General features: G+C 33.3%; 17 protein-coding genes and 1 tRNA gene. 6 read left to right on the top strand and 12 right to left on the bottom strand.

Annotated elements, in window-relative coordinates; translation table 11 throughout:
* Positions 1 to 66 precede the first annotated feature (66 nt).
* Entirely contained in the window at positions 67 to 1,155 is a 1,089-nt protein-coding gene (locus IEW41_RS05055; RefSeq protein WP_136564576.1) for an adenylate/guanylate cyclase domain-containing protein, read from the top strand.
* A 294-nt stretch (positions 1,156 to 1,449) separates the two neighbouring features.
* On the opposite strand, the gene IEW41_RS05060 is transcribed toward IEW41_RS05055, so the two are convergent.
* The 5 genes from IEW41_RS05060 to IEW41_RS05080 all read right to left on the bottom strand — a co-directional run bounded on the left by IEW41_RS05060 (position 1,450) and on the right by IEW41_RS05080 (position 10,602).
* Complete coding sequence (locus IEW41_RS05060; RefSeq protein WP_136564577.1) at positions 1,450 to 4,569, bottom strand: efflux RND transporter permease subunit; 3,120 nt, start codon at positions 4,567 to 4,569, stop codon at positions 1,450 to 1,452.
* Positions 4,570 to 4,585: 16 nt separating this feature from the next.
* Complete coding sequence (locus IEW41_RS05065) at positions 4,586 to 5,671, bottom strand: efflux RND transporter periplasmic adaptor subunit (RefSeq protein WP_136564578.1); 1,086 nt, start codon at positions 5,669 to 5,671, stop codon at positions 4,586 to 4,588.
* Between the two features lie 14 nt (positions 5,672 to 5,685).
* Positions 5,686 to 8,028: a TolC family protein gene (locus tag IEW41_RS05070; protein ID WP_136564579.1), complete on the bottom strand. Its 2,343-nt coding sequence runs from the start codon at positions 8,026 to 8,028 to the stop codon at positions 5,686 to 5,688.
* Between the two features lie 309 nt (positions 8,029 to 8,337).
* The gene (locus IEW41_RS05075; protein ID WP_136564580.1) at positions 8,338 to 10,125 is read right to left on the bottom strand and encodes a ParB/RepB/Spo0J family partition protein; all 1,788 of its coding nucleotides are present in this window, start codon (positions 10,123 to 10,125) and stop codon (positions 8,338 to 8,340) included.
* Positions 10,126 to 10,520: 395 nt separating this feature from the next.
* A tRNA-Leu gene (locus tag IEW41_RS05080) sits at positions 10,521 to 10,602 on the bottom strand.
* A gap of 195 nt (positions 10,603 to 10,797) precedes the next feature.
* Here IEW41_RS05080 and IEW41_RS05085 point away from each other — a divergent pair.
* Entirely contained in the window at positions 10,798 to 12,186 is a 1,389-nt protein-coding gene (locus IEW41_RS05085; RefSeq protein ID WP_188605215.1) for a dipeptidase, read from the top strand.
* A 75-nt stretch (positions 12,187 to 12,261) separates the two neighbouring features.
* On the opposite strand, the gene IEW41_RS05090 is transcribed toward IEW41_RS05085, so the two are convergent.
* Positions 12,262 to 13,626 carry a M28 family peptidase gene (locus IEW41_RS05090; protein WP_188605216.1) on the bottom strand — a complete coding sequence of 455 codons (1,365 nt, stop codon included), beginning with the start codon at positions 13,624 to 13,626 and terminating at the stop codon, positions 12,262 to 12,264.
* A 122-nt stretch (positions 13,627 to 13,748) separates the two neighbouring features.
* Here IEW41_RS05090 and IEW41_RS05095 point away from each other — a divergent pair, with 122 nt between their 5' ends.
* From IEW41_RS05095 to IEW41_RS05105, 3 genes are all read left to right on the top strand, one after another.
* A complete protein-coding gene (locus tag IEW41_RS05095; protein ID WP_188605217.1) occupies positions 13,749 to 14,114 on the top strand; it encodes a BlaI/MecI/CopY family transcriptional regulator in 366 nt (121 codons plus the stop codon).
* A 2-nt stretch (positions 14,115 to 14,116) separates the two neighbouring features.
* Positions 14,117 to 15,772, top strand: coding sequence for a M56 family metallopeptidase (locus IEW41_RS05100; protein ID WP_188605218.1), 1,656 nt, complete (start codon positions 14,117 to 14,119; stop codon positions 15,770 to 15,772).
* Positions 15,773 to 15,920: 148 nt separating this feature from the next.
* Positions 15,921 to 17,021, top strand: a complete 1,101-nt coding sequence (locus tag IEW41_RS05105; protein WP_188605219.1) for a DUF4407 domain-containing protein — start codon at positions 15,921 to 15,923, stop codon at positions 17,019 to 17,021.
* Here IEW41_RS05105 and IEW41_RS05110 read toward each other — a convergent pair whose 3' ends face one another.
* The 3 genes from IEW41_RS05110 to IEW41_RS05120 all read right to left on the bottom strand — a co-directional run bounded on the left by IEW41_RS05110 (position 17,022) and on the right by IEW41_RS05120 (position 19,745).
* Positions 17,022 to 17,300, bottom strand: coding sequence for a hypothetical protein (locus IEW41_RS05110; protein ID WP_188605220.1), 279 nt, complete (start codon positions 17,298 to 17,300; stop codon positions 17,022 to 17,024).
* Positions 17,301 to 17,485: 185 nt separating this feature from the next.
* Positions 17,486 to 18,733 (bottom strand): NAD(P)/FAD-dependent oxidoreductase, encoded by a 1,248-nt coding sequence (locus IEW41_RS05115; protein ID WP_188605221.1) that lies wholly within the window; start codon positions 18,731 to 18,733, stop codon positions 17,486 to 17,488.
* 1 nt (position 18,734) lies between these two features.
* Positions 18,735 to 19,745, bottom strand: a complete 1,011-nt coding sequence (locus tag IEW41_RS05120; RefSeq protein ID WP_188605222.1) for a 4-hydroxyproline epimerase — start codon at positions 19,743 to 19,745, stop codon at positions 18,735 to 18,737.
* 385 nt (positions 19,746 to 20,130) lie between these two features.
* Here IEW41_RS05120 and IEW41_RS05125 point away from each other — a divergent pair, with 385 nt between their 5' ends.
* Entirely contained in the window at positions 20,131 to 21,762 is a 1,632-nt protein-coding gene (locus IEW41_RS05125) for a T9SS-dependent choice-of-anchor J family protein (RefSeq protein WP_188605223.1), read from the top strand.
* Positions 21,763 to 21,845: 83 nt separating this feature from the next.
* Here the strand turns inward: IEW41_RS05125 and IEW41_RS05130 are convergent, their stop codons facing one another.
* From IEW41_RS05130 to IEW41_RS05140, 3 genes are read right to left on the bottom strand one after another with little or no spacing between them, the layout of a single operon-like run.
* Entirely contained in the window at positions 21,846 to 23,585 is a 1,740-nt protein-coding gene (locus tag IEW41_RS05130; protein WP_188605224.1) for a DUF885 domain-containing protein, read from the bottom strand.
* The gene (locus IEW41_RS05135; RefSeq protein WP_188605225.1) at positions 23,582 to 25,165 is read right to left on the bottom strand and encodes an aldehyde dehydrogenase (NADP(+)); all 1,584 of its coding nucleotides are present in this window, start codon (positions 25,163 to 25,165) and stop codon (positions 23,582 to 23,584) included. Before IEW41_RS05135 ends, IEW41_RS05130 begins: the two co-directional genes overlap by 4 nt.
* Positions 25,162 to 25,428: a DUF1272 domain-containing protein gene (locus IEW41_RS05140; protein ID WP_188605226.1), complete on the bottom strand. Its 267-nt coding sequence runs from the start codon at positions 25,426 to 25,428 to the stop codon at positions 25,162 to 25,164. Before IEW41_RS05140 ends, IEW41_RS05135 begins: the two co-directional genes overlap by 4 nt.
* Positions 25,429 to 25,460: the final 32 nt, after the last annotated feature.

Here is a 25,460-nt window from a genome sequence, read left to right on the forward strand (position 1 = left end):
TATTTGAATTTAGGGCATAAAACTAATAAAGTAAACTGAGGTAATGACCAGCTGGGTTTAATCCATATGAATAGAGAATTAAAAAAATACTTAATTATCCTCATAAAATCATTGCTATTTTGGACAATAGCAATGTGTCTGCATGTATTTATAAGATACCTCGGTGTATATGACGAACCTGGCATTCATGTAAATTTTGAATACGAATTGTCTTTGATAGATAATCTAAAATATGGATTTCTTTCAGGAATGCTAATTGGATTTTTTTTATCGCTTGTTGAATATGTGTTCGAAAAATATTTGGCTTACAGAATTCCTATGTGGTTGTATTTTATTTTCGAGACCATTGCGTATTTTATCGTTTTGGCTTTTGTTTTAATTATCGCCTTCTTCTTTTTTAACAAAGAAAACAATACAAATTATTTCACGAAAGAGTATCTGCGATTGGACAATAAAGTTTATTGGGCTTATTTAATTTATGCATTATATATATCCATAGGTTTGTCATTTATACGAATTTCCACTGAATTTTTAGGAGGTAATACTTTTTGGAAAATTCTTCAAGGCAAATATCAAACTCCAAAAGAAGAAACGCGCATATTTATGTTCCTTGATTTAAAATCTTCAACAACCATAGCTGAGAAATTAGGGCATTTTAAACATAGCAAATTAATTAAAGACTGTTTTTTTGATTTGAATGAAATATTATTGAATTTTAAAGGCGAAATCTATCAATACGTTGGAGATGAAGCAGTTATTACATGGATTTACACTTTAGGAATTCAGAATAATAATTGTACAGAATTATTTTTTTCATTTAGGGACAGATTAAAAAACAGGAGTCCCTATTACCTAAAGAATTACGGTATAATACCTGAATTTAAGGCTGGTATACATGGCGGGAAAATAATAACTGTAGAGGTAGGAACAATAAAAAAAGAAATAGCCTATCACGGCGACACCATAAATACTGCAGCACGTATTCAATCAAAATGTTCTGAATACCAACAACAGGTTATTATATCAAAAGAATTGTTCGAGGCTCTAAATAAGGACAATAGCTATAAAACTATTGACCTTGGTTCAATTCTGCTTAGGGGCAAGGAAGTTCAACTGAACTTACTCGGCTTGAAAAAGTATCATAATAAAAAGTGACCTACCGTACAATTTGGCAAACTCCCAGTTACTGACTACTACAGATTGAGTTGGAAACTTTAAGTGAAAAAAGCTGTATGCGTTACCGTAGTCTCCAGATTCTCTTCAATTTTTATATAACCCATAGAAAAAGACAAAATACTACATACGGTAAAAACCTGATTCAAAATCTCATTTGTAACATAACCAAGGTCGTATTTATCCATCTAAAGTATGTGAAGAAAAAAACAACAAATCAAATAAGAGGTGTTTTCAATTTGATAAATTGTGTACTCACAATTTTAGCACCACTTGCTATTCTTCTATAAGTTTTTCATTGAACTCATAGCTCTTATAATCCACTTTAAAAAGCGCACTGTATACAGTAGGAATAAACAATAGTGTTATAACGGTCCCAAACAATAAACCCACCATGATTCCTATAGCCATTCCTTCCCACATTTCTCCTCCAGAGATATATAGCGGCAATAAACCGAGTACTGTTGTAAATGTTGCTAAAAGTATAGGTCTGAATCGTTGCAAGCAAGCGGCGATTATGGCATCTTGTTCTGTTCTTCCCAAATCACGCTGTTCAATTTCCATTCTATCAATAAGAACAATGGCATTGTTAATTACAATTCCTGCAAGGGATATTAAACCTAGAAAAGGCATAAATCCAAAGGCTTCACCAAATACTAATAAGCCAATCACCACACCAATGATACCTAAAGGAATAGTCATCACTACCATGGCCATTTTTCTAAAAGAATTGAATTGAATAATCAATAGCAGCACAATTATAAATCCTGATAATGGCAAATACCCAATGACGGATCCCATATTCTCTTCAGATTGCTTAGCCTCTCCGCCAAACTCATAACTATAATCAGAGGGCCAATTCTTTCTTTGCTCTTCCAGCCATGGTATAATTTCATTGATTATATCAGAAGAATTACCTTCAGGGCGTAAATCACTAGATATGATTACAGTTCTTACCAAATTAAAACGCTTAATTTTTGAGTATTGCCACATAGGGACTATAGATGCTACTTGTAACAATGGCACAGTCCTCCCAGTTGTCTGCGAATAAACATTTAGTGTTTCAAGCGAAGCCAAAGATTGTTGCTGATTGTCATCACTACGCATAACTATTGGTATGGATTTATCATCCTCTCTATACTCTCCCGTCTGAAAACCATCTAAAACGGTAAGCAATGAAGTTGCGATATCCAAGCTTGTGATTCCTGCTGATTGAGCTCTGTTTTGGTCTATTTCAATAATAAATTTCTTGCTTTTAGGGCCCCAATCGTCCTTGACATTTTTTGTGCCACTAATGCTGGACAATTTTAATTTTACTGCCTGACTAATCTGAGACAATTCATCAAAATTATTGCCAGAAACTTTAATCTCAATAGGTATGCCGCCGCCACCAGCAGATAAAGCCCCGACTTTAATATCAGCATTAGGAAAGTTTTTGAATGCAAAATCATCAATTTTGGCAATCATCTTATTATTTTCATTGAAAGATGATGTATTTATGAGAATGTGGGCATAGTTTGAATTAGCTTCATCAGGTGTATATCCTAAATCATATGATTCTGGCCCTTCTCCTATGTAAGAAGACCAATCTAAAATTCCAGTCAATCGTTTGTTATTTACCTGCAATGAATCTGCTATATAGCTTTCAATTCGTTCCACAACCTCAGAAGTTCGCTCAATTTTGTTACCTTCTGGTAAGTTGATATCAACTGTGATCATATTACGGTCACTATCTGGAAAAAACACGAAAGGTATTTTAGTGAATCCATATAGAGAAGCTAAAAAAATAAGAAAAATGCCAATTATCACTTTCCATTTGTTCTGTAGCGCAGTCAATATCATGTCTTTATAATAAATCTTCAACTTGTTAATGACAACATCTATGAATCCTGGCTTCTTTTCCGTTTTTGGAGACACCTTTAAAAATAGGTAACAAAACAATGTTATAACTGTGAGTGCAATAATCCAAGACGACAAAAGAGCAATGGTAATTACAACAAAAATTGGACCTACAATATCTCCCATAGCTGTAGGTGATAGGTAAAATGCCAAAAATGCTGCCGATGTTGTTAATGTTGAAATCAATAAAGGCATCCATAATTCTGAAAATGCTTCTACCGTAGCTTTTTTTCTTTCTATGCCTTCCTCCATTTTTACCATAATGGTTTCTGCCACTACAATAGCATTATCAACAAGCATCCCTAGCGCCATAATCAAAGCTGCTAGGGTCACCTGGTTTAAGCCCATATTAATTACCCCCATAACCATTAATGTCATAATGGTTACTATTGGTATTAAACTAGCAATAACAAAACCTGTTCTAATACCTAAGAAAATAAGCATGACGAGCAAAACAATCGCAATAGATTGCATCAGGTTTACAATGAAATCGTTTACCTTAAAATCTATATAATTATCTAATGACGACACTCTTATCAGTTCTAATCCAACAGGCAACTTTTCTTGCCAATGATCAACCACCTTGTTAACTTCTTCACCCAACGCTATTACATTGGCATTTTCTTTTAGGTTCACGTGTAATGAAATAGCATTTTTACCATTGATACGTACTTCTTGAGAAGGTGGGTCTATATAGCCTTTTTTTACCGTTGTTATATCACCTAGTTTAATAAGCTGAGAACTGTTCTCGTTCCCTACGGAAATTAGCATGTTATCAATATCCTTTACAGAATTAAAATTTCCCGTTGGTTCCAAAATTATACGCTCATCACCTAAATTAACTTGCCCGCCAGAGTTCAGAATATTAGTAGCAGCAATAGCCTGCTGAAGTTTGGAGGCCGACAAACCATATTCTTTTAATCGCGAATTTTCAAACTCTACAAAAACCCGTTCTTCTTGCTCACCACCAATTTCCACTTTGGCTGCATCCGGTAAGCTTATTAGTGCATCCTTTATATCATCAGCGTATTCTTTCATCTCTGCATAAGAATATCCATCAGATGTTAAACCAACCACAATGCCATAAACATCACCAATACCGTCATCGTTCAAAAAGGGAACTACTCCTTCAGGTAAACCTTCCAATACATTTAATTTCCTACGCAATCTATCCCAAACAGATTGCATTTTCGTTGGAGGCACTTCATCCTTTAAGGTTACGCTTACCACAGACAATCCTGTTCTTGAGATACTGCTTACCTCTTTAAGTTCAGGTAATTCTTGAGCCGCTTTCTCAATTTTGTCTGTAACCAATTGCTCAACGCGTTCAGGGCTTGCCCCAGGAAATTCAGAAACAACAGTGGCTAAACGTACAGTATAAGGAGGCATGCTATCTCGGGACAAACCCGAATACATTACTAAACCCATGAGCACGATTGTTGTCAATACCATGAAGATTATTCTGTTTTTGTCTATAGAAAATTGTGCTAGATTCATTTGGGTCGGGTTTTAATTACTTCAACTTCACTTCTTGGCCGTCTAATAATATTTGTAAACCTGCTGTAGCAATTTTTTGTCCCGCTTCTAATCCGGAAACAATCTCAAAACCCTCAGTGTTTAAGTTGCCAATCTTTATTGGATGTTTTTTGACAATAGTTCTATTTTCATGTTCTACAATCAAGAATACAAATCGTCCATTACTATCTTCTCCAACCGCATTTGCAGGCACAACTAAAATATTGTCATATGTACCACTCTCCTTAAAATCGAAAGTTACATTAGCCGCCATGCCACTTTTTATTTCTTCACTAGTATTTACTAAGCGAATACGGATAGGGTATGTTGCTGTATTTATATCAACGGAAGGGGATATTTCTGTCACCTTGGCTTTAAAAACTTTACTTGGCAAAGAAGAAAAGTTCACAAGAACTTCCATATCTTGTTTTACACCGTTAATTATACTTTCAGGTATTCCCAAGACTATTTCCATATCCACTCCTGCATTAAGGATTGCAATGGTCTGACCTGGGCCAACATTTTCATCCATTTCGGCATTAACTGCTGAAATCACACCATCTGATGGTGCATATAGAAACCCAAAACGCACTTGTTCACGCTGAATGTCCACACCTCTTTGTGCAGATTGATAGCTTTCTTGGGCTGTTCTATAGGCATTTTTTGCGGATTCAAAATCACTTAAAGAAGAACTTCCTTTTTCATACAATGAACGTATTCGGTTCAGGCTTAACTTTGCTGTATTCATTTGTGATTCTGCACTATTCAATTGTGTTAATGCTTGCTCATAAGCTAAGCGAGACTGCACATTGTCCAACTTTGCAATTAATTGTCCTTTTTTTACTTTTTGCCCAAGCTTGATATCAAACAACGTTATTATTCCACTGTTCCTAAAACTTAAATTAATGACTTTGTCCGTTTGAGCTGTCCCACTAAACGTCCTTATTTTCTCCCCTCCCGAATAGCCTATTTCCTGATACTTTACAGGTCGCACAGGCTTTTGTGTTTCTTGTTTCTTTTCTGAACAAGAAATGAGTCCAATTGCAAACAATGCAATCCAAAATGTATAGATTGTGTATTTCATCTTAATATGATGTTTTATTCCTTATTATTTAAAAATTCTAAAAAGCGCTGCTCAAATTTCTCATTGTCATCGTCTGAATTAAGTATAAAATAATAACCTAAAAAACGTTCCAAATGCAAAGAGCTAATTAAAAAACTGTATACAGCAGTCGTTCTTGCCAATTGTGCGTTTAAATAATTATTTTGAGCATCGATTAATTGGACTATATTGACAGCACCACTTGAATATCCGGTTTGTGTAAGTTCTAGAGCCTCTTTTGCAGCTTCTTCTGATACTTTTGACAACTTAATGTTTGCCATTTCATTTATAACATTTAACACTGCCTTTCTCACATTGGCGGCAATTTCCAATTCAGTATTTTCCCTATTGATTTGTAGTTGGTCTTTTTGAATTGTTGCTGTTTGCTTATCAATATTATTTTTATTTTGGTTAAAAATGGGAACCGAAATATTTACGCCTACATTATAGTTCTCGTCTAACAAAGAAAAACCTTGAATTGGTGTACTACCTGCCCCGCTCCGGCTAAAGATTCTATTGAATTGCCCCTGCAAACCTACGGTTGGCAAAAAGCGGCCTAAGCCACTTAGCTTGATACTTCTATCTATGGCTTCCATATTATAGTTAATGGATTTAAGCTCGGGGGCATTTTTTTTTGCTTCTATAACAAGAAATTCTATAAAATGTTCCCTGATATTAGGGCTATCTAAGAAATTGGAAAAATGCTCATAATTGTATTTTTGGAAGACTCCTTCATTCAAGGCCACTTCTTCAATTCCAACTTTGTCACCAATATTATTGTTTAAAAGCTGGTTGACATTGACAAATCCTTCCTCTAAACTATTTATTGCCTTAATCAACTCTAATCTGTTTTGCGCCATCTCACTTTGAAAACGCAACATATCAGACTTTCCTGCTTCCCCTGCATTATAGTTTTGTTCTGCTATCTGAAGATTCTTTTTAGTGAGTTCTAAATTGCTTACTTGAATTTGCTTATTTGCATTTAAAATCAAAATTGTAAAGTAATTACTTGAAGCACTAAAAATGGCATCTAATTGTGCCGCATTAAAGTTTTCTTGTTGGGCTTTCTGCAATTTTTTTTGAATAGCGATGTTTGCACTTGCTCTTGCAGAAAAAATTGTTTGATTCAAAGTGATATTTCCAGTTGTAGAATACTCTGCGTTTTGGCCAAAGCTATTTTCTGCCATGTCGGGATCCACGTAAGTACCCATTCCTCCAATCGTTAAATTAGGCAGATAATCACTTTTTGCCTTTTTCACCTCCTGCTGACTTAATTCTATTTCCTTTTGATTTGATTGCAAGAAAAGATTGTTTTCAAGCACCTCATCTATAAGTTCAAATAAATTGTATTTTTCCTTTGATGATAGATTCTTAAACCCTCCCACAAAATGCGCATCAGCCATCAAGCTGTATTTAATAGGGACATCAATTAAATCAGCTGTATCGAAATTAATACTTAACTGATTTGTAAAATCAATATAAATTGGCATATCCTCCAACGGTGTTCCATTTATATAAGTTTCAATAGTTAGTGAGATTCTCCGAAAAAATTGATCGAAATTATCCTGATTTTGATAAGTAGCCATTAAGCCACCTTCAACTTGTTGTACGTCATTCAATGTAAAGGAAGGTATTTTTTTATCTATTAAAACCTGTGCTAGGGTACCAACTTCTTCATTGGAAAGAAAAAACCCACCAGCAAGGTATAAAGCATCTACATTGTCTAAATTAGATGTAATATCATCGATTGTTGTGAAGGGAATAATTTGGTATTGAGACTTTAATTCTCGCAAAGCATCATCGAAGATTTTTTCGAATGGAAGAGTTGAAACGACCTCTTTGTCCAAGGCAATTCCAACTTTACTGAAACCACTTATCTCATGCAACATTTTCAAATCATCTCTGTATGATTCTTTTTCAACTAGATACGCAAGGTTTTTAATACCAGAGGTTTTGTTTGTTAAATCAACATTTAACAAATCGCTATTGACCGCCCCAAAGACAATTGTAGGTTTTATGAATGACTCTATCTGGCTTATAAATTGATTGTTGATAATGCCAAATACTAAAATAATATCTGTTTCATTTTCAAGGATTTTTTTATAATTCAATTCTGCCAGCTCGAAATTAAATTCATTAGCTAGAATATTTTTTTCTAAAAAATGAATGTTAGCATCCTCACCGACAACAGCTTTGACTTCATCCTCTAAACGTTCAAGCAGTGAATTGATTTTTTTGTTTCTATTATCTAAAAGGATACCAATGTTATAGTCCCGTTTAATTTGAGAATTGCCAATTCCATAGAAAATGAGAAAGAAAATTATTATTAGTTTTTTCATTTGGTTTTTTATTTAGAAAAACGAAACATTTATAACTAGCACAATAATGAACATATGCTATTATTGTAACTTTTTCGATTGGTAATTTAACAAAATTTTTGGAAAAACAAATTAAAATATTTGCCCATTTCTTTACTTAAACTATCAATTTGAAACCAATTGACGCGATTTCCTTTAGATACATATTTAGCAACAAATAATTTAAAATGTTATGCGCAAGGTGTACCCTTCATAAAATAAACAATGTAAACTACCCCATTTAAATCATAAAAGTTGAAAATCTTTTTTGGTTTTTCATGTGAGCAAAAGCTAATCGTTTAATTCTTGAATTTTCTTTTCAAGAACAGCGATACGCTCTTTCAAACGTGTTTCACGCTTGTCCCGTTTTTCGGTATATTCCTTTTCAATTACTGCAATCTTCGATTTGAAGTATCCCTGAATGGCATTATAGAATGAAATGTTCGTCAGGTTATTAACGTGATTGCTTTCACCAAAATGCACTTGCTTTGTAAGCAGGTACCGTATTAGCTTATGAAAAACATCTTTCTTGAAATTTTTCTTGAAATGTTCAACAGTTTCCACTTCTGTCATCTTTGAAGTACCCGTCAGCAGTTTGGAAAAATACTTCTGACGACCCATATAATCCACATTGTTTTCAAAAAGTGAGATTGAAAAGGCGACCATTTCATCCACAGACAGTGCTTTCTTGGTATTGATATAATCGGTTTCACGAATCATCTGTACCACTTCTTCAAACTGCTTGTTGTTCTCAATCTGTTTTTTGCGGATTTCTCGCTCATTAATTTTGATGATTTGTTCTTGGGGTGTACAATCTGCCATTTTCCTGTTGGCCAATGGTGCAGAATATTCAGTGGAATCGTTCTCTGTCTCCTCAATAACTTTTACGAAAGCATTTTTGTGTTGGTAGGTTTCAGTATTGAAAACGATACCATTCACGAAGCCGTTGTCCTTGGCTGAATTGTACATTTCCAGGTCATCTTTATAGCTCTGTATAGCTTCGTCCAATTCTGCTTTCAGTTCATCCTCGGAATAATCATAATGCTGGTATTCAACCTTTATGGCATCCATTGTTGGTTCAGTAGGACATTCTATGATTTCGACATCATCCAGCAAATAGACTTTCAATCCATTACTTTCAAGTTGGGAAATGACCAGTTGGTTGTTTTCTTCATCTGCCCAATACTGTCGTATTCCAGGAATCAACAGAACGCTTTCTTTCTTGGATTTTTCAATGAGGTTCAAGAACGATTTGGACTTTTTCGTTTCAAAACAAGCCGATTTGGTGCAGACCATTTTACCTTCGCCAAAAAGATTCCCTTGATTTGCGGCATTGAACGGACATTCTACACAGGTACCAGATTTTAAAACCAAGGTTTTATCTGCAACATCAAAAGGTGCTTTTTCTAAATCGTAGGTCTGGTTGTTTATCATTCGGTTTATCTGATGTGCGTTGAATTCTTCGCCCATCGTTTCCAGCATCATCTGCTGCTCTTCTGGCTCAAAGAGCGCAACGCCAACACCTAATGAAATGGTCATTTCACCGCTGCGAACAAAGTGTTTGAAGCCATCAATCAATCCGGAAAGCTTTAAGCGTTGTCGAATAAAATTGTCTGTTCTTCCCAAACGCTTCGCGATTTCTGACGGGGAATACTTCTCGTTTAAATAGGCTATTGCATCAGCTTCTTCTGTAGGTTCAACATCCTGTCGTTGTAGGTTTTCGATAATTTGAACTTCGAGAACCTCATTGTTCTCATAGGTTCTCACGATACAGGGAATAGTTTTCTTTTTGGCCAGCATACATGCTCTGTAACGACGTTCGCCCATTACGATTATAAAATCCCTTCCAGATTTTCTTACCGTTATGGGCTGTAATACACCGTGCGCTTTGATGCTTTCTGAAAGTTGGCTCAGCAATTTTTCATCAAAGGTTTTTCTTGGCTGGTCTGGGTCTGGCTTGATTTTGCCAATGTCCAGGTTCTGGATTTGAATTGTTTGTACTTTCTTTCCATTCACTTCTTTGTTCGCTGTAGTCGTTTTACTTCTACGCATTCTTGTGGTACTCGCTTTTGTTGTCATAATACTCAAATTTTAGATTAAACAATATTTGAGCAGAAACCAAACTGAAGATAAAATCTTGGCTCAAAAGGAAACGGAATAAATTAGTAAAGGCAGAAGTGATGGCTTTATGCCGTAGTCTTTTGATGCAAATATTTTACGAGTTTAACTTGCGGGGATATTGCACAAATAAATACATTTCATATCGCGGATATAAAGAAGAGAACTAGTAAAAAATATTATTTCGAGCATAAGTAAAATAATATTTTCTACCAATTGAAAGCATATAACATTAATCAAAATGGGAAGAGAAAAAAAGTAAAATGTTGTACCTATGTTGTACCTGAAGAGAAATTTAGCAACAAAAACCACTCTATTTAAAATAAAAAAGCCGAAGATTTCTCCTCGGCTTTTCGTGCGGGCGAAGGGACTCGAACCCCCACACCTTGCGGCATCAGATCCTAAGTCTGACGTGTCTACCAATTCCACCACGCCCGCATTTTAACAATATTTTAAGAACCTATACTTGGTTAAATCCTAAGTCTAGCGTGTCTACCAATTCCACCACGCCTGCATCAGGTCCGATTATTATCGGGATGCAAATATAAAAATTACTTTCAATATACAAACGTATCTTTTAAGAAAAAAGTTATCACGGATTTTGTATTTTTGAATCAATTTGAAAATATAATTATGCAAAACATTCAATCTTACGTTAATCAACATAAAGAAAGATTCCTAAACGAGCTTATTGAGCTTTTAAAAATACCATCAATAAGTGCAGATTCAGCCTATAAAAACGATGTGTTAAAAACAGCCGATGAAATTAAAATAAGCCTTGAAAAAGCAGGTTGTAACCATGTAGAAATATGTAAAACAGATGGCTACCCTATTGTTTACGGAGAAAAAATTATTGATAAAAACCTACCTACAATATTGGTTTATGGTCACTACGATGTGCAACCACCAGATCCTTTAAATTTATGGAACTCACCTCCTTTTGAGCCAGTAATTAAAAACACAGAACTTCACCCTGAAGGTGCAATTTTTGCGCGTGGTGCATGTGATGATAAAGGACAAATGTATATGCACGTTAAGGCTCTAGAGTTTATGACATCTACAAACCAACTGCCTTGTAATGTAAAGTTTATGATCGAGGGTGAAGAGGAAGTTGGCAGTGTTAATCTTTCAAAATTTGTTAAAACAAATCAAGAGAAACTTAAAAACGATGTTATTTTAATTTCTGATACAGGAATGATTTCTAAAGACACACCATCAATAACTACAGGTTTACGTGGTTTAAGTTATGTTGAAGTTGAAGTTACTGGTCCAAACAGAGATTTACATTCAGGGTTATATGGTGGAGCTGTTGCTAATCCGATTAATATTTTATCTAAAATGATAGCATCTCTACATGATGAAAATAACCATATCACTATTCCTGGTTTTTATGATAAGGTTGAAGAATTATCAAAAGCTGAAAGAGAACAAATGGCTAAAGCGCCTTTTTCATTAGAAAATTATAAAAAAGCTTTAGACATTGAGGCTGTTTATGGTGAAGAAGGTTATACAACTAATGAACGTAATTCTATCAGACCAACATTAGATGTTAATGGTATTTGGGGAGGATATACTGGCGAAGGTGCTAAAACAGTGATTGCAAGTAAGGCGTATGCTAAAATTTCGATGCGTTTAGTACCTCATCAAGATTGGGAAGAAATAACTCAACTATTCAAAAAACACTTCGAAAGTATTGCTCCTAAAGGTGCAAGAGTAAAAGTAACACCTCATCATGGTGGACAAGGTTATGTAACACCAATTGACAGTATTGGTTATAAAGCTGCAAGTAAAGCTTACCAAGATTCATTTGGAAAAGAACCAATTCCGCAGCGTAGTGGAGGAAGTATTCCTATTGTAGCGTTATTTGAACAAGAGCTTAAAAGCAAAACCATTTTAATGGGATTCGGCTTAGATAGCGACGCTATACATTCGCCAAACGAACATTTTGGTGTTTGGAACTACTTAAAAGGAATTGAAACTATTCCTTTATTTTATAAGTATTTTACTGAGTTAAGTAAATAACTTCTATCAAAATTCATAAAAAAAAATCCGCTCACTAAAAATGAACGGATTTTTTATTTTAAAGCAAAATGAAATTTATTCTTTTACAATTTTATATGTTCCTGTTTTTTGAGCAGACTTTATATTTATAAAGTAAACTCCACTTGAAATATCCTTTAAGCTAATTGTATTTTGTTGTTGCTGTATAGTTTTAGTAAGCATTAATTTTCCTGATATATTATATAAACTTACAATAGCTTCTTCATCAAAGTTCAATTCAATTTTTAAATCGTTTTTTACTGGATTTGGATGAATTGTAATTTCATCTTTAGTAAAAGCAGACAAACCTAATGTGTTAAAAAGGAAACATTCACTACGCTCTGTACATGTTCCTGAAGTTACTTCTACCGCAAATGTTCCATTAAATGTTGGTGAAAAAGATTGATTTGTGGCTCCAGAAATTGCCATATTAGTATCGCAATTATACCATTGGTATGTTGCTGAAGCTTCATTTGCTGTTAATGTAGTTGCATTGGCAGTAATAGTATTATCAACACTTACCAAACCACCTTTAGTAGCCATATAGCCTAATATTATTTTCGCTAATTGATGATAGTATGGCAAATCTAAAGTACTATATCTATCTCCAGATGTATGATAAAAAGGTGTTTGGTCATTAGTTTCCCACGATTCACCAACTAAAACCGCTGAATAGCCTCTGTTCCAAAAACGAGAATGATCACTGTTTGGTGTTCCAGGATTAACAACATTTACTACAAGGTTAAAACCATAGGTAGGATTGTTTAAAACTGCAATAATATCATCTTTCATTGCAATAGAATTTGCAATTGGTCTTACATCGATATCAAAATTATTATCACCATTACCATCATAACCCATCATATCAATATTTAAAACACCTAAAATGTTATCGCCATTATTAAAAGCCTCAGTTGCATAATGATTTGCTCCTAAAAGGCCATTTTCTTCTTGGTCCCAAAGGGCATAAACAATTGTATTATCAAAACACTGTTTAGATAAAATTCTTGCAATTTCTAGAACAGCAATTGTACCACTAGCATTATCATCAGCACAATAATTAGCAACCGAATCGTAATGAGCACAAATTATATAAATGTTATTCGGATTTGTTTTTCCTAGTTGAGTTGCAATAATATTTCTGCCGTTTGCACTATAAACTTGATCTGTGATAGTCAAATTATTATACTGCTCAAACTCTTGCTTTATATAATCTGCTGCAATATCGTTATTACTACTTACTCTATTAAGTATAGTTACTGTATTGCCATCTACAACAGTTGGAATTTCTCCAGAAAATTCTTGAACTTTTAAAGAAAGCGTATCTAAATTAACTAAATTAATTAATTCATTAATAGACTGTGAATACGATATTGTTGAAAACAATATAGCGCATAACAAATTAATAATCAGTTTGTTCATTTTGGGTTTTTATTGTAATAAGCATCAAATATAGTGTATTTTAACAAAATTTAAGTTGAATTAATTTGTATATATTATTTTTTATTCTACATTTGTAGAGTACATTCTAAAAACGTAGAGCAATGCAATTAACTAAAACAGAGGAAGACTTAATGAACCATCTATGGAAACTGGAGAAAGCTTTCATGAAAGATTTATTAGATGCTTATCCAGAGCCAAAACCTGCAACAACAACAGTTGCAACGTTGTTAAAGCGAATGACAGATAAGAAATTTGTTGGTTATACATTGTATGGTAAATCACGAGAATACTACCCTTTGGTTAAGAAGAAAGATTACTTTTCAAAACACGTTAATGGTCTAATAAAAAACTTTTTTAATGATAGTGCCTCACAATTTGCATCCTTTTTTACTAAAGAAACCGATTTAACAAAAGAAGAATTGGAAGACCTAAAAAAACTCATAGATAACGAAATTAAAAACAAATAATCATGCTCATCTACATTCTAAAATTCTCGGCTTGTTTATTCATTTTTATGGCATTTTATAAATTGTTTTTAGAAAGAGAGACAATGCATCAATTAAAGCGTTTTTACTTGTTATTTGCTTTGGTTTTATCTATTGGTTTTCCTTTGATAACCTTCACTCAATTTGTTGAACCTGTAACAATCACCCAAAATTTTACGAATGCACAACAAATTGTATTTGAACATGAAGCAATTGAGCAAACTAGTTTATGGGATTATTTACCTCAGCTATTATGGACAGTCTATGGTATTGGTGTATTAATTTTTAGTTTAAAGTTTGTGTTAAACCTCAATGTTATTTTTAAAAAGATCCATTGTAACCCAAAATTAAAAGCTCATCGTTATATAAATGTGTTATTAAATGATGAAGTAACTCCTCACACGTTTTTTAATTATATCTTTTTAAATAAATATAAATACGAATCGCAACAAATTCCTCAAGAAGTCTTTATACATGAACAAACTCATGCTGAACAAAAACATAGTTTAGATATCTTATTTATTGAATTATTACAAATACTATTTTGGTTTAATCCACTCCTCTATTTTATAAAAAGAGATATTAAACTTAATCACGAATTTTTAGCAGATAAAGCTGTTTTGCTTAACGGGATACAGCCTTCGCAGTATCAACAACTATTATTAGCATTCTCATCAAATGCAGCAGAACCTCAATTGGCTAATGCCATCAATTATTCATCAATCAAAAAACGATTTACAATTATGAAAACACAAACATCAAAACAAAAAATGTGGTTAAGAAGCTTATTACTTCTACCATTAGTTGCACTAACACTTTATGGATTTAGTGAAAGAAAGGAAGTAGTAAATGGAGAAATCTTAACAAGTTTAGAAATAATAGAGACGCTAGATTTATTTTTAAATGAAAACGGAGAGCTTTTACTTAACGATAAAGTTGTAACACTATTAGAGATTAAAAACTTATTTCAGCAAAACAAGAATTTGCAAGTATCTGTAAAGATATATCCAGATGCAAACAAAGAAATTAAAGATAATATTTTCTCTGATTTAAGAACTATTGGCATTAAAAAGATAACTATCTGTACTAGTCAAGTTGATGAATTTTTAAATCAACAAAAAGCAACTCCAGAAGAAGTTGCAGAATACAACAAGTTAGCTAAAAAATACAATGCACAACCAAAAGAGAAGCGTGTTGTTAAGTTAGATGATCTAAAACGTTTGGAATACATTTATAACAAAATGTCTAAAGACCAAAAAGCATCTTCAGAACCATTTCCAGATTGTCCACCTCCTCCACCAGCACCAAAAGTAATTAAAGGAAAAGAGTTACCGCCTCCTCCACCAATTCCAGCTGATGCAACACCTACTCAAAAAAAGAAAATGCAAAATGCTGTGGATGATTACAACAATAAAGTACCACCTCCACCTCCTCCACCAGCGCCAAAATCGCCTTTAGACCACGTCATTGAAATGGCTAAAAAAGGAGCTTCGTTTTATTATGAAGGAAAGTCAATTTCATCAGACGAAGCTATAAGTTTACTAAAGAAAAATGATAAACTTAATATTTCAACAAAAGAATCAAATTCTAAGCAACCAAAGGTTTATATCACTACAAAACCAATTGTAATTAAGAATTAAAAAAATCAAAACCTATAAAAAGACCTTTCAATTTGATGATTTGAAAGGTCTTTTTCATTAAATCATGTAACAAATTCACTAACTTAACGTTCTAATAGACAACCTGTCCTGAGCGTAGTCGAAGGGTCAATCAAAATCAAATCACGTTATGTTAAAAAAATTCTTCATTGTCTGTTCTGGGTCTGACACAGATATTCTCGACAACTGTTCTATAGGAGAACAAAATAAATACGCAGGTATTGGCGCTACCGTATTTTTTACAGCTGTTATGGCTACAATTGCTGCTAGCTATGCACTTTATACTGTTTTTGATAATCTTTATACTTCAATTGGTTTTGGATTAATTTGGGGTTTACTCATTTTTAATTTAGATAGATTCATTGTTTCCACTATTAAAAAACGTAATAGTGTAATGGATGAATTAATACAAGCCACTCCACGTATTATTCTTGCAGTTATTATTGCAGTTGTGATTTCTAAACCTTTAGAATTAAAAATTTTTGAAAAGGAAATTAATCAAGTCCTTTTAGAACAAAAAAATGAACTGACACTTGCTAATAAAGATCAAATAGCATTACAATTTAATCCTACGGTTGAAGGATTACAGAACGATATTAATAGCTTACAATCTGAAATTACTACTAAAGAAACAGAAGTGAATGCCCTTTATGACACTTATATTACAGAAGCCGAAGGGACTGCTGGTACAAAACTATTAGGCAAAGGACCTGTTTATGCTGAAAAAAGAGAAAAACATGATGCTGCATTAGCAGAATTACAACAGCTAAAAACAGATAATAAAGCAAAAATCACAGCAATTGAAGGTCAAATTGTACAATTACAAAACGATTATAATACACAAGTAGCCTCAACCCAACCAATAATTGACGGTTTTGATGGATTAATGGCTCGTGTTAATGCCTTAAGTAAATTACCTTGGCTGCCTTCATTTTTTATATTTCTACTATTTCTGGCTATTGAAACATCACCTATTTTCGCCAAATTGTTATCACCAAAAGGCGAATACGATTATAAGTTAGAGGATGCTGAAACTGCAGTAAAAACTTGGGTAGAACAAAAGGTTAATGAGCGTAATATTCTTTTAAAAACTGATATGTCAATCAACAATAAAATTTACAATGATATTGCTGAAGAAGATGAATTATACCAATACAAGCGAAAAAAAGCTCGCGAACTAATGCAATTGCAAGCTGATGCTTTTTTTAAACATCAGAAAAATGCGTTGTAATTAAGCTGCGCTTTCAGATTTAAAATGTTCATATAAATCATCGCAACCTAAACCTATTATCGATAAGTTTTTGTGTTTTGTTATTGACTCATTATGAAGTTGTGCTAAAGCATTAACACCATAAGTATCTATACTTTCTAAATCTTCGATACTCAAAGTTAACGAACTAAATTTATCGAAAATATTTTTAAATTCATTTTGAAAAACAGCCACATTCTGTCTGTTTAGAACACCCTTTATTTTAAAATGGTTGTTGTAGTGTGTAATTTGAAGATTCATAATAACATAATTTAAACTGGTTAAACGTTTGAGGGGATTATGCTATTAATCAAAGTATTACAGAGTAAATATCTGTTTATAAAATGAGCCGTCAAAAGATATTCGTTGAAATGACTTCTAGTATCGTTGAAAATATATAAAGTTCTCTACGGCACTATAACACGCACACTTATAGGTTATTATGATTAGAACTTTCTGTCAGGTAAGTACATTGTCATATCTAAAGACGTCTTTTTATCTGAAATTATTTCAGATACTAATTTACCAGTTCCTGTTCCCATACTCCAGCCCATCATGGCATGTCCAGCTGCAATTGTTAGGTTATTACATTTTGAAGATTTACCAATATATGGTAATCCGTCTGGCGATACTGGTCGTAATCCGCAAGCTGCATTTTCTTTTTCTTCAGAAGTTAATTTAATTTCAGGGTAATAACGCGTCGCTGCATTTGCAATAGCTTCAACTCTAACTCTATTTATATTATGGTTTATTCCTGCAATTTCCATTGTACCTGCAAACCGTGTAAAGCCATTCATAGGAGTTACAGCAACTTTTGCCTCAGCTAAAATAGAAGGAATTTGAATTCCAGTATTCTGATTTGTATTAATTCTGTAACCTTTTCCTGCTTGTAAAAGTAGTTTTAACCCTAGCTTTTTACTTAATATATGACTCCATGATCCTGCAGCTAGAACAAATTCATCTGCCTTAAAAGTTTGATTGTTAGTTTTAATAGAAACAATTTTCCTATTTACTACTTCTAAATCTTCAACTTTCTCATTTGAGTAAAAAGTAACTCCAACAGCTTTTAAATGTGCTTTCATTTCATCCATAAACTCCTGTGGTGTTGTATGTGAATCACATTTATAAAAAGTTGCTCCTTTAACATTCAAATTAATATTAGGCTCTAAAGCTTCTAATTCCTTTACGCTAATCTCTTCAGCATCTAATCCTTCACGTTTAGCTAAACGCGCTGTCTCAACCTCTTCTTCCAACATTTTTTCAGTTTGGCAAAGCATTAATAATCCTTTTTTTTCATAGTGAAATGTGAAACTTTCATCACGTTTTATATCATCATATAAATCTTGACTCATTAAGGAAATATCTTTTATTGCTGGAATGGCTTTATTAACATGACTGGCATTACATGATTTATTGAATGCTAATGTCCATTTTAAAAAATCAGAATCTAGACGCGGCTTGATGTATAACGGACTTGCAGAATTAAGCATCCATTTTAGCCCCTTTTTCATAACTCCAGGAGCAGACAAAGGTACGATATGGCTAGGCGACAAATATCCTGCATTTACATATGAAGCTCCTCCATCCATATTAGATTGATCAATTATAGTTACTTGATTACCTTCCTTTTGAAGATAATAAGCAGAACATAATCCTATGATTCCGCCTCCAATTATAATTACTTTTTTATTCATATTATATCACTTGAAATCCGAAAGCATAAGGATCATCATCAGTATCTATTGTTATGGTATTATGTCCATAAATTTTTGCCCAACCTTTTACACTAGGTATAATAGCTAATTTCCCACCTAAAACGGTTTCCTTTTCAACTCTTCCAATAAATTTACTTCCTATAAAACTCTCGTGTATAAAGTCTTCACCAACCTTAAGTTTTCCTTTAGCATGTAATTGTGCCAATCTTGCTGAAGTTCCTGTTCCGCAAGGGCTTCTATCTATAGCTTTATCTCCATAAAATACTGCATTTCTACCATGTGATGATGGGTCAATTGGGTTACCTGTCCAAAGCATATGTGTTACATCTTTTATGGTTTCATTTTCTGGATGAATAAATTTATTTGGGTATTTATCATTTATGCGCTGTCTTACAATTTGTGAAAACTGAATTATTTTAGAAGCTGAATAATTATGTACTCCTGAGAAGTTTTGCTGTGGATCTACAATTGCATAATAGTTCCCACCATAAGCAACATCAAAACTAATTTCACCTAATTCTGGGCACTCAACAGTTAGATTTTCAGCAGCTAAAAAACTTTTAACATTGGTTAATTTTACCCAATCTACTTTAGTGCCTGTTTGCTGATATTCAATTTCAACTAAACCTGCTGGTGCCTCCATTTTTATTTTTCCAGGAATTTTTGGAATTACTAATCCTTCTTCAATAGCAATTGTAATTGTTCCAATTGTTCCATGTCCACACATAGGTAAACATCCAGATGTTTCAATAAACAAAATGGCAAAATCATTTTCAGGATTGTGAGGTGGATATAAAATAGAGCCACTCATCATATCATGCCCACGAGGTTCAAACATTAAGCCTTTTCGTATCCAATCGTATTCATTTAAAAAGTGTTGACGCTTCTCACTCATAGTATTTCCGACTAGCTTAGGACCACCATCTTTTACAACTCTAACAGGGTTTCCGCAAGTATGTGCGTCGATACAAACAAAGGTGTTTTGACTCATTGAGATAATTACTTTTTATTTAAAAATTTTATGATAAACATACCTGCTTTATAGTAAGTGTAAAGTTATAATTTTTTAACTCATTTTAATTTATTTATAGTCATCAAATATTTTAATTTCTACAAAAAAATTCAATAATATTTCTTTCTAAAGATCTTTTTAATTCTAAACCTAATGCTTAAGATAATATTGCTTCATTTAGCATGAGTTAATTTATTGATTTTAATATTTGTTTTTAACTTATTATTAACATTATTCTTAATGATTATTCATTAAAAGCATGTTTATATTAGCTATTTATTAATTTATTATGATTTTATATAAGAATGTTTTATAGAATAGTTTTTTCAATACATTTGCCTAATATTCTAAAACTATGTTACTTATGAAAAAACTATTACTATTATCTTTTATTTTGGCGGGTTTTGTTTCTCTAGCTCAAGAAACACAGTATTATACTGCTTTACCTAACAATGGATCTACATCCGGACTATCAAGAGCTCCACAAGGAACGCAACGTTATATTAGAACTGTGTATTTGATTACCAGTGCAGAAGCAACTGCTTCAGGGTTAGTTAATGGTGATGTTATTAACTCGATTGGTTTTCTTTATTCAACAGCTCAAAACTTAGCTACTACTGGAAACTTTATTGTATATATGCAAAATACAGCAGATGCAACTAATACAAAATCTACAACTTGGTCAACAGCAATTTCAGGAATGACTACGGTTAGTAATTCTACATTTACTATCCCTGCAACAACTGGACAAGCGTTTCATACATTTTCTGGCGGCTCACCATTTACGTATACTGGTGGAGCAATCTATGTTGCTTTTGATTATCAAAATGCTGCTGGACCAATTGCTACAACTGCAAACGTGGCTTTATGTAGTAATACATTAACCGCAGGTTTAAAAAATGCACAAAGCACAACTGCAATTCCAACAACTTTAACAAGCACTTCTAACTTTAGACCTCATACATTACTTGGCAAAAATGTAGCTTGCGCATCTCCTTTAAATATTGCTACATCTAATATAACACTAACAGGTGCTGATGTAACTTGGACAGGAGCAGGAACCAATTATTCAATTCAATATGGAACACAAGGATTTACTGTTGGCAATGGAACAATTGTTAACAATATTTCAAGCCCTTATACTATACCTAGTTTAAATTCTGGAACTGCTTATAGTTATTATATTAAAAAGTTTTGTACTGCACCAAATGAAAGTATTTGGGATGGACCATATAATTTTACAACTGTTTTTGCACCTGCAACTCCTCCTTATTCTTATGGATTTGAAGCTAATGGTGATTGGAGTATTTTAAATGCTGGAACTGGAAATAATTGGGGATTATATACTGCAACAGGAACTGGTGCAATTCCTGCAGCTGCTGAAGGTACAGCTTATGCTGCTTACCCATTTAATTCAACTAACGCTGCTAATGCTTGGTTATTTTCTAGGGCTTTAAATCTAACTGCTGGAACCTCGTACAATGTAGATTTTAAGTATAGAACTGCTGATGGAACTCCATATCCTGAAAACTTTAAAGTTACTATGGGCACAGACAAAACCGTTGCCGCACAAACAAATACATTGCAGACTTATAACTCTACAACTGTTCAGGTTTGGACTCAAGCTAACTTAACATTTACTCCTTCTACAACTGGAGTTTATTATTTAGGGTTTCATTGTTTTTCTGCTGCTGACCAATATGTGTTAGCCGTAGACGATGTGCAAATAACACAAACTTTATCAACAGAAGAGTTTTCACAATCTAGAATTAATGTGTATCCAAATCCTGTAAAGGATATTTTAAATATTAAGAGTGATATTCCTAATATAGAAAGTATTACAATTACAGATTTAAACGGAAGAATAGTTAAATCTATTAATTATAATACTGTCTCTGAAGTAAATTGCAACATTTCTGATTTAAACTCTGGAATCTATTTCTTAAGAATAGCATCAACAGATGGAATACTAGACAAAAAAATTATTAAAAACTAATTTAAATACATTCTAACAAAAAGGTGATAAGAGTTTTCTTATCACCTTTTTTTATTTATAATTTTACCAATCAAGAATGCTATTTACTTTTTAGAGTCGCTAATTGTATTTTTAATATAATTATTAACGCGCATTTCTAAAATTGCTAAAGTTACTGTGCCTTGCTCTAAAATAATTTCATGAAACTCTCGAATATCAAATTTTGAGCCTAGTTCCTTTTCAGTTTTTTTGCGTAATTCTCTAATTTTTAATTCTCCTATTTTATAAGACAGTGCTTGTCCTGGCCAAGAAATATAGCGATCAGTTTCAGTATTAATTTCATGCAATGACAATGCTGTATTTGAAGACATATAATCAACTACCTGTTCTCTAGTCCATCCCTTTGCATGTATGCCTGTATCAACCACTAATCTGCAAGCACGCCACATTTCGTAAGTTAGCTTGCCAAATTGCTCATATGGCGTGGTATACATTCCCATTTCGTCAGCTAAAAATTCAGAATATAATCCCCAACCTTCTCCGTAAGCAGATAGATATAGATTTTTTCTAAACTGCGGAATACTATCACCAAGTTCATTATTTAAACTCCCTTGCAAATGATGCCCAGGAACAGCTTCGTGAACTGTTAAAGATGGTAACGTATATAAGGTTCTACTTGGTAAGTCGTATGTATTTACCCAATAATAACCTGGATCTGTACTTTCTTTATAAGTACCAATATAACGTCCTCCTGTATATTTGGGAGCAATTGCATCAGGTACTGGAGCCACACCATAAGGTTTACGAGGTAACGTTTTGAAAAAACGAGGCAACTGTGCATCAGCACGTTTTGCCATATCACGAGCAATCATCAACAATTGTTCTGGTGTTTCTGCATAAAATTGTTTGTCTGTTCTTAAAAAATGGAAGAAATCTGCAAAGCTGCCTTTAAAATTTAAATCTTTGATAATTTGCTCCATTTCAGCTTTTATACGAGCAACTTCCTTTAAGCCAATGTTATGAATATCGTCTGCAGAATATTGAGTACTTGTTGTGTAGAAATTGATTCTATTTTGATAAAAATCATTCCCGTTTGGCGTTTCAGAAACACCTAAAGTGGTTCTTGTTTTTGGAAAGTATTCGGTTTCAAAAAAAGTCTTTATACGTTTAAACTCTGGAGTTACTTTGGTTTCAATGGCAATTTTTGCAGCTGTTAAAACTGAATCCTTTTGAGCATTACTTAAATCTGATGGTAAATTTTTAAAAGGCGAATAATAAAAACTATCTTCAAAATGGTCTACAATATGATCATTATAAGTTGACTCATATCCTTTAAAAATAACCAAAGGTTGTGAAATACCTTTTTCTAAACCTTCACGTAAATTGGCAAGATTTTGATTTACAAATTCTGGAACAGCATTGAGCATTTTTAAATACTCTTTAACCTGAAAATAGTCTGCTAAAGGTCTTACTTGATAAGTTAAATCATTATGAAATCCTGCATCAGATAATAATGGATTTAAATACTGCTCGAATTTGTAATAATCAATCTGGTCTTGAAGTACAAACGCCAGAAGATCCGCAGAAATTCTATCGGTTTCGGTTAATTTGCTTTTATCAATTTTTAATAATTCGTCCAAAGTATTTTGAGCAAAATCGGCTTCAGATTTGTAATATTCTTTTGTATACAATCCTAAAGGGTATTTACTTCTGTCATAACCTTCATGGTCTTGATAGGTTTCAATGATACTTTGAAGTGATTTTGGTTTGCTAAAATCTTCTTTATTCTTACAACCAAAAATTACTACCAATAAAAGAATTGAAACTATCTTTAAAAACCTCATATCTTATCTGTTGTTTGTTTATTATTTACTAGACGTGAAATCCGTAACGGATTTTCATTTTTAAGCTCATTTGGCAGCAACTCATCTGGCCAATCTTGATAACTAAATGGTCTTACCCAACGTTTTATTGAATGAATACCAACTGCTGTAAAACGACTATCTGTTGATGCTGGATATGGTCCACCATGTGTCATTGAAGGGCAAACCTCAACTCCTGTAGGAACGCCATTAAAAATAATGCGTCCTACTCTGTTTTGCAATGCTGAAATTACTTCTGGATATTGTGCAGCTTCATCTTCTTCAGCTATTAAAGTTCCTGTTAATTGACCTTCTAATTTTGATATTATTTGCTCTAATTGTATAGCATTTTCACACTGTACAACTATAGAATATGGTCCAAAAACCTCTTGATGCAAGGTTGGATTTTCTAAAAAGGTTTTGCCTTCAACTGTTGTTATGGTTTGTCGAGCATAATTAGTTTTTACTTCAGCATCATAACTTGCAACAACATTTAATTCAGGTTGAGACGTTGCTTTTTTCTTGTTGTTTTCGTAAGCTCCAATAATATTTGGATGCAGCATTACTGATGGTTCAATTTTTAGAATTTCATTAGATAAGTTTTGAATGAATTCAGATAAGTCTTCGCTTTTAATCCCTAATAACAAACCAGGATTTGTACAAAACTGACCTGTTCCTAAAGTGATTGAACTTGCGTAAGTTTTTGCCAGAGATTCATTTCTGTTTTTTAATGCTTTTGGAAGCATTACAACAGGGTTGATACTTCCCATTTCGGCGAATACAGGAATTGGTTCTTCTCGTTGTGCTGCCAAATCGTACAATGCTCGACCTCCTTTTATACTTCCTGTAAAACCAACTGCTTTTACTCCTTTATGTTTTACTAATTGAGAACCTACTTCAATTCCGCTTGAATTTAAATTTGAGAACACACCATTTGGCATACCTGTTTTTTGTGCTGCTTTTACAATGGCTGAAGCTACTAATTCTCCTGTTCCTGCATGCATTGGATGTGACTTTACAATCACTGGACAACCTGCCGCAAACGCTGCTGCTGTATCGCCTCCAGCTGTTGAATATGCCAAAGGGAAATTGCTTGCTCCAAAAACCACAACTGGACCAAGTGGTACTAATAGTTTACGTATATCAGATTTTGGCATTGGTTGACGTTCTGGTTGAGCTGTATCAATGGTTGCCTCAACCCATGACCCTTCGGTTACCAAATCGGCAAACATTCTTAATTGACCAATTGTTCTTCCTCGTTCTCCTTTTGCTCGTCCTTCTGGCAAGCCAGTTTCGGAACAATAGGTTTGAATTAATGCATCATCTAATGCTAAAATCTCATCAGCAATAGCATTTAAAAAAGCTGCTTTTTTCTTTCCTGAAATAGTTCTAAATGTTCTAAAAGCTTCTGAAGCTAATACAACAGCTTCATTAATTTCATCAGAAGTTGCTTCTGTAAAAACAGTTTCGTTTTCAATATTTAATAGCGGATTAAATGTTTTATATGTCTTGCTTCCTTTAGCTGATTGATTATTCCCTATGTAGTTTTTTCCTGTTATCATTTTCTTTTTATTCTTTCTAGGTGTTTCTCTATATCAACAGGTTTATGAATCACTTTTGTTGATACTGGATATTTTATTAATAATGCTTCTGGTCGTGTTGGACGTTTTTCAAATCCACCACCACAATTTGGACACACATTTTGTAAAACATTTTCAGTGCAATCTTTACAGAATGTACACTCGAATGTGCAAATCATTGCCTCTTGTGAATTGAAAGGTAATGATTTGTTACAATGTTCGCATGTTGGTCTTATTTCTAACATTTTTTTTGTGTTAAGGATTGAGGCTTTGTTTG

The organism is Aquaticitalea lipolytica (genome assembly GCF_014641635.1).
Lineage (GTDB): Bacteria > Bacteroidota > Bacteroidia > Flavobacteriales > Flavobacteriaceae > Aquaticitalea > Aquaticitalea lipolytica.

What these genes read in the sequence shown, in the direction of transcription:
- IEW41_RS05135 (WP_188605225.1), bottom strand. Translation starts at nt 25,165, where the DNA reads ATGATAACAGGAAAAAACTACATAGGGAATAATCAATCAGCTAAAGGA.
- IEW41_RS05075 (WP_136564580.1), bottom strand. Translation starts at nt 10,125, where the DNA reads ATGACAACAAAAGCGAGTACCACAAGAATGCGTAGAAGTAAAACGACT.
- IEW41_RS05130 (WP_188605224.1), bottom strand. Translation starts at nt 23,585, where the DNA reads ATGAGGTTTTTAAAGATAGTTTCAATTCTTTTATTGGTAGTAATTTTT.
- IEW41_RS05100 (WP_188605218.1), top strand. Translation starts at nt 14,117, where the DNA reads ATGCTCATCTACATTCTAAAATTCTCGGCTTGTTTATTCATTTTTATG.
- IEW41_RS05110 (WP_188605220.1), bottom strand. Translation starts at nt 17,300, where the DNA reads ATGAATCTTCAAATTACACACTACAACAACCATTTTAAAATAAAGGGT.
- IEW41_RS05105 (WP_188605219.1), top strand. Translation starts at nt 15,921, where the DNA reads ATGTTAAAAAAATTCTTCATTGTCTGTTCTGGGTCTGACACAGATATT.
- IEW41_RS05095 (WP_188605217.1), top strand. Translation starts at nt 13,749, where the DNA reads ATGCAATTAACTAAAACAGAGGAAGACTTAATGAACCATCTATGGAAA.
- IEW41_RS05055 (WP_136564576.1), top strand. Translation starts at nt 67, where the DNA reads ATGAATAGAGAATTAAAAAAATACTTAATTATCCTCATAAAATCATTG.
- IEW41_RS05085 (WP_188605215.1), top strand. Translation starts at nt 10,798, where the DNA reads ATGCAAAACATTCAATCTTACGTTAATCAACATAAAGAAAGATTCCTA.
- IEW41_RS05115 (WP_188605221.1), bottom strand. Translation starts at nt 18,733, where the DNA reads ATGAATAAAAAAGTAATTATAATTGGAGGCGGAATCATAGGATTATGT.
- IEW41_RS05070 (WP_136564579.1), bottom strand. Translation starts at nt 8,028, where the DNA reads ATGAAAAAACTAATAATAATTTTCTTTCTCATTTTCTATGGAATTGGC.
- IEW41_RS05120 (WP_188605222.1), bottom strand. Translation starts at nt 19,745, where the DNA reads ATGAGTCAAAACACCTTTGTTTGTATCGACGCACATACTTGCGGAAAC.
- IEW41_RS05125 (WP_188605223.1), top strand. Translation starts at nt 20,131, where the DNA reads ATGAAAAAACTATTACTATTATCTTTTATTTTGGCGGGTTTTGTTTCT.
- IEW41_RS05140 (WP_188605226.1), bottom strand. Translation starts at nt 25,428, where the DNA reads ATGTTAGAAATAAGACCAACATGCGAACATTGTAACAAATCATTACCT.
- IEW41_RS05090 (WP_188605216.1), bottom strand. Translation starts at nt 13,626, where the DNA reads ATGAACAAACTGATTATTAATTTGTTATGCGCTATATTGTTTTCAACA.
- IEW41_RS05060 (WP_136564577.1), bottom strand. Translation starts at nt 4,569, where the DNA reads ATGAATCTAGCACAATTTTCTATAGACAAAAACAGAATAATCTTCATG.
- IEW41_RS05065 (WP_136564578.1), bottom strand. Translation starts at nt 5,671, where the DNA reads ATGAAATACACAATCTATACATTTTGGATTGCATTGTTTGCAATTGGA.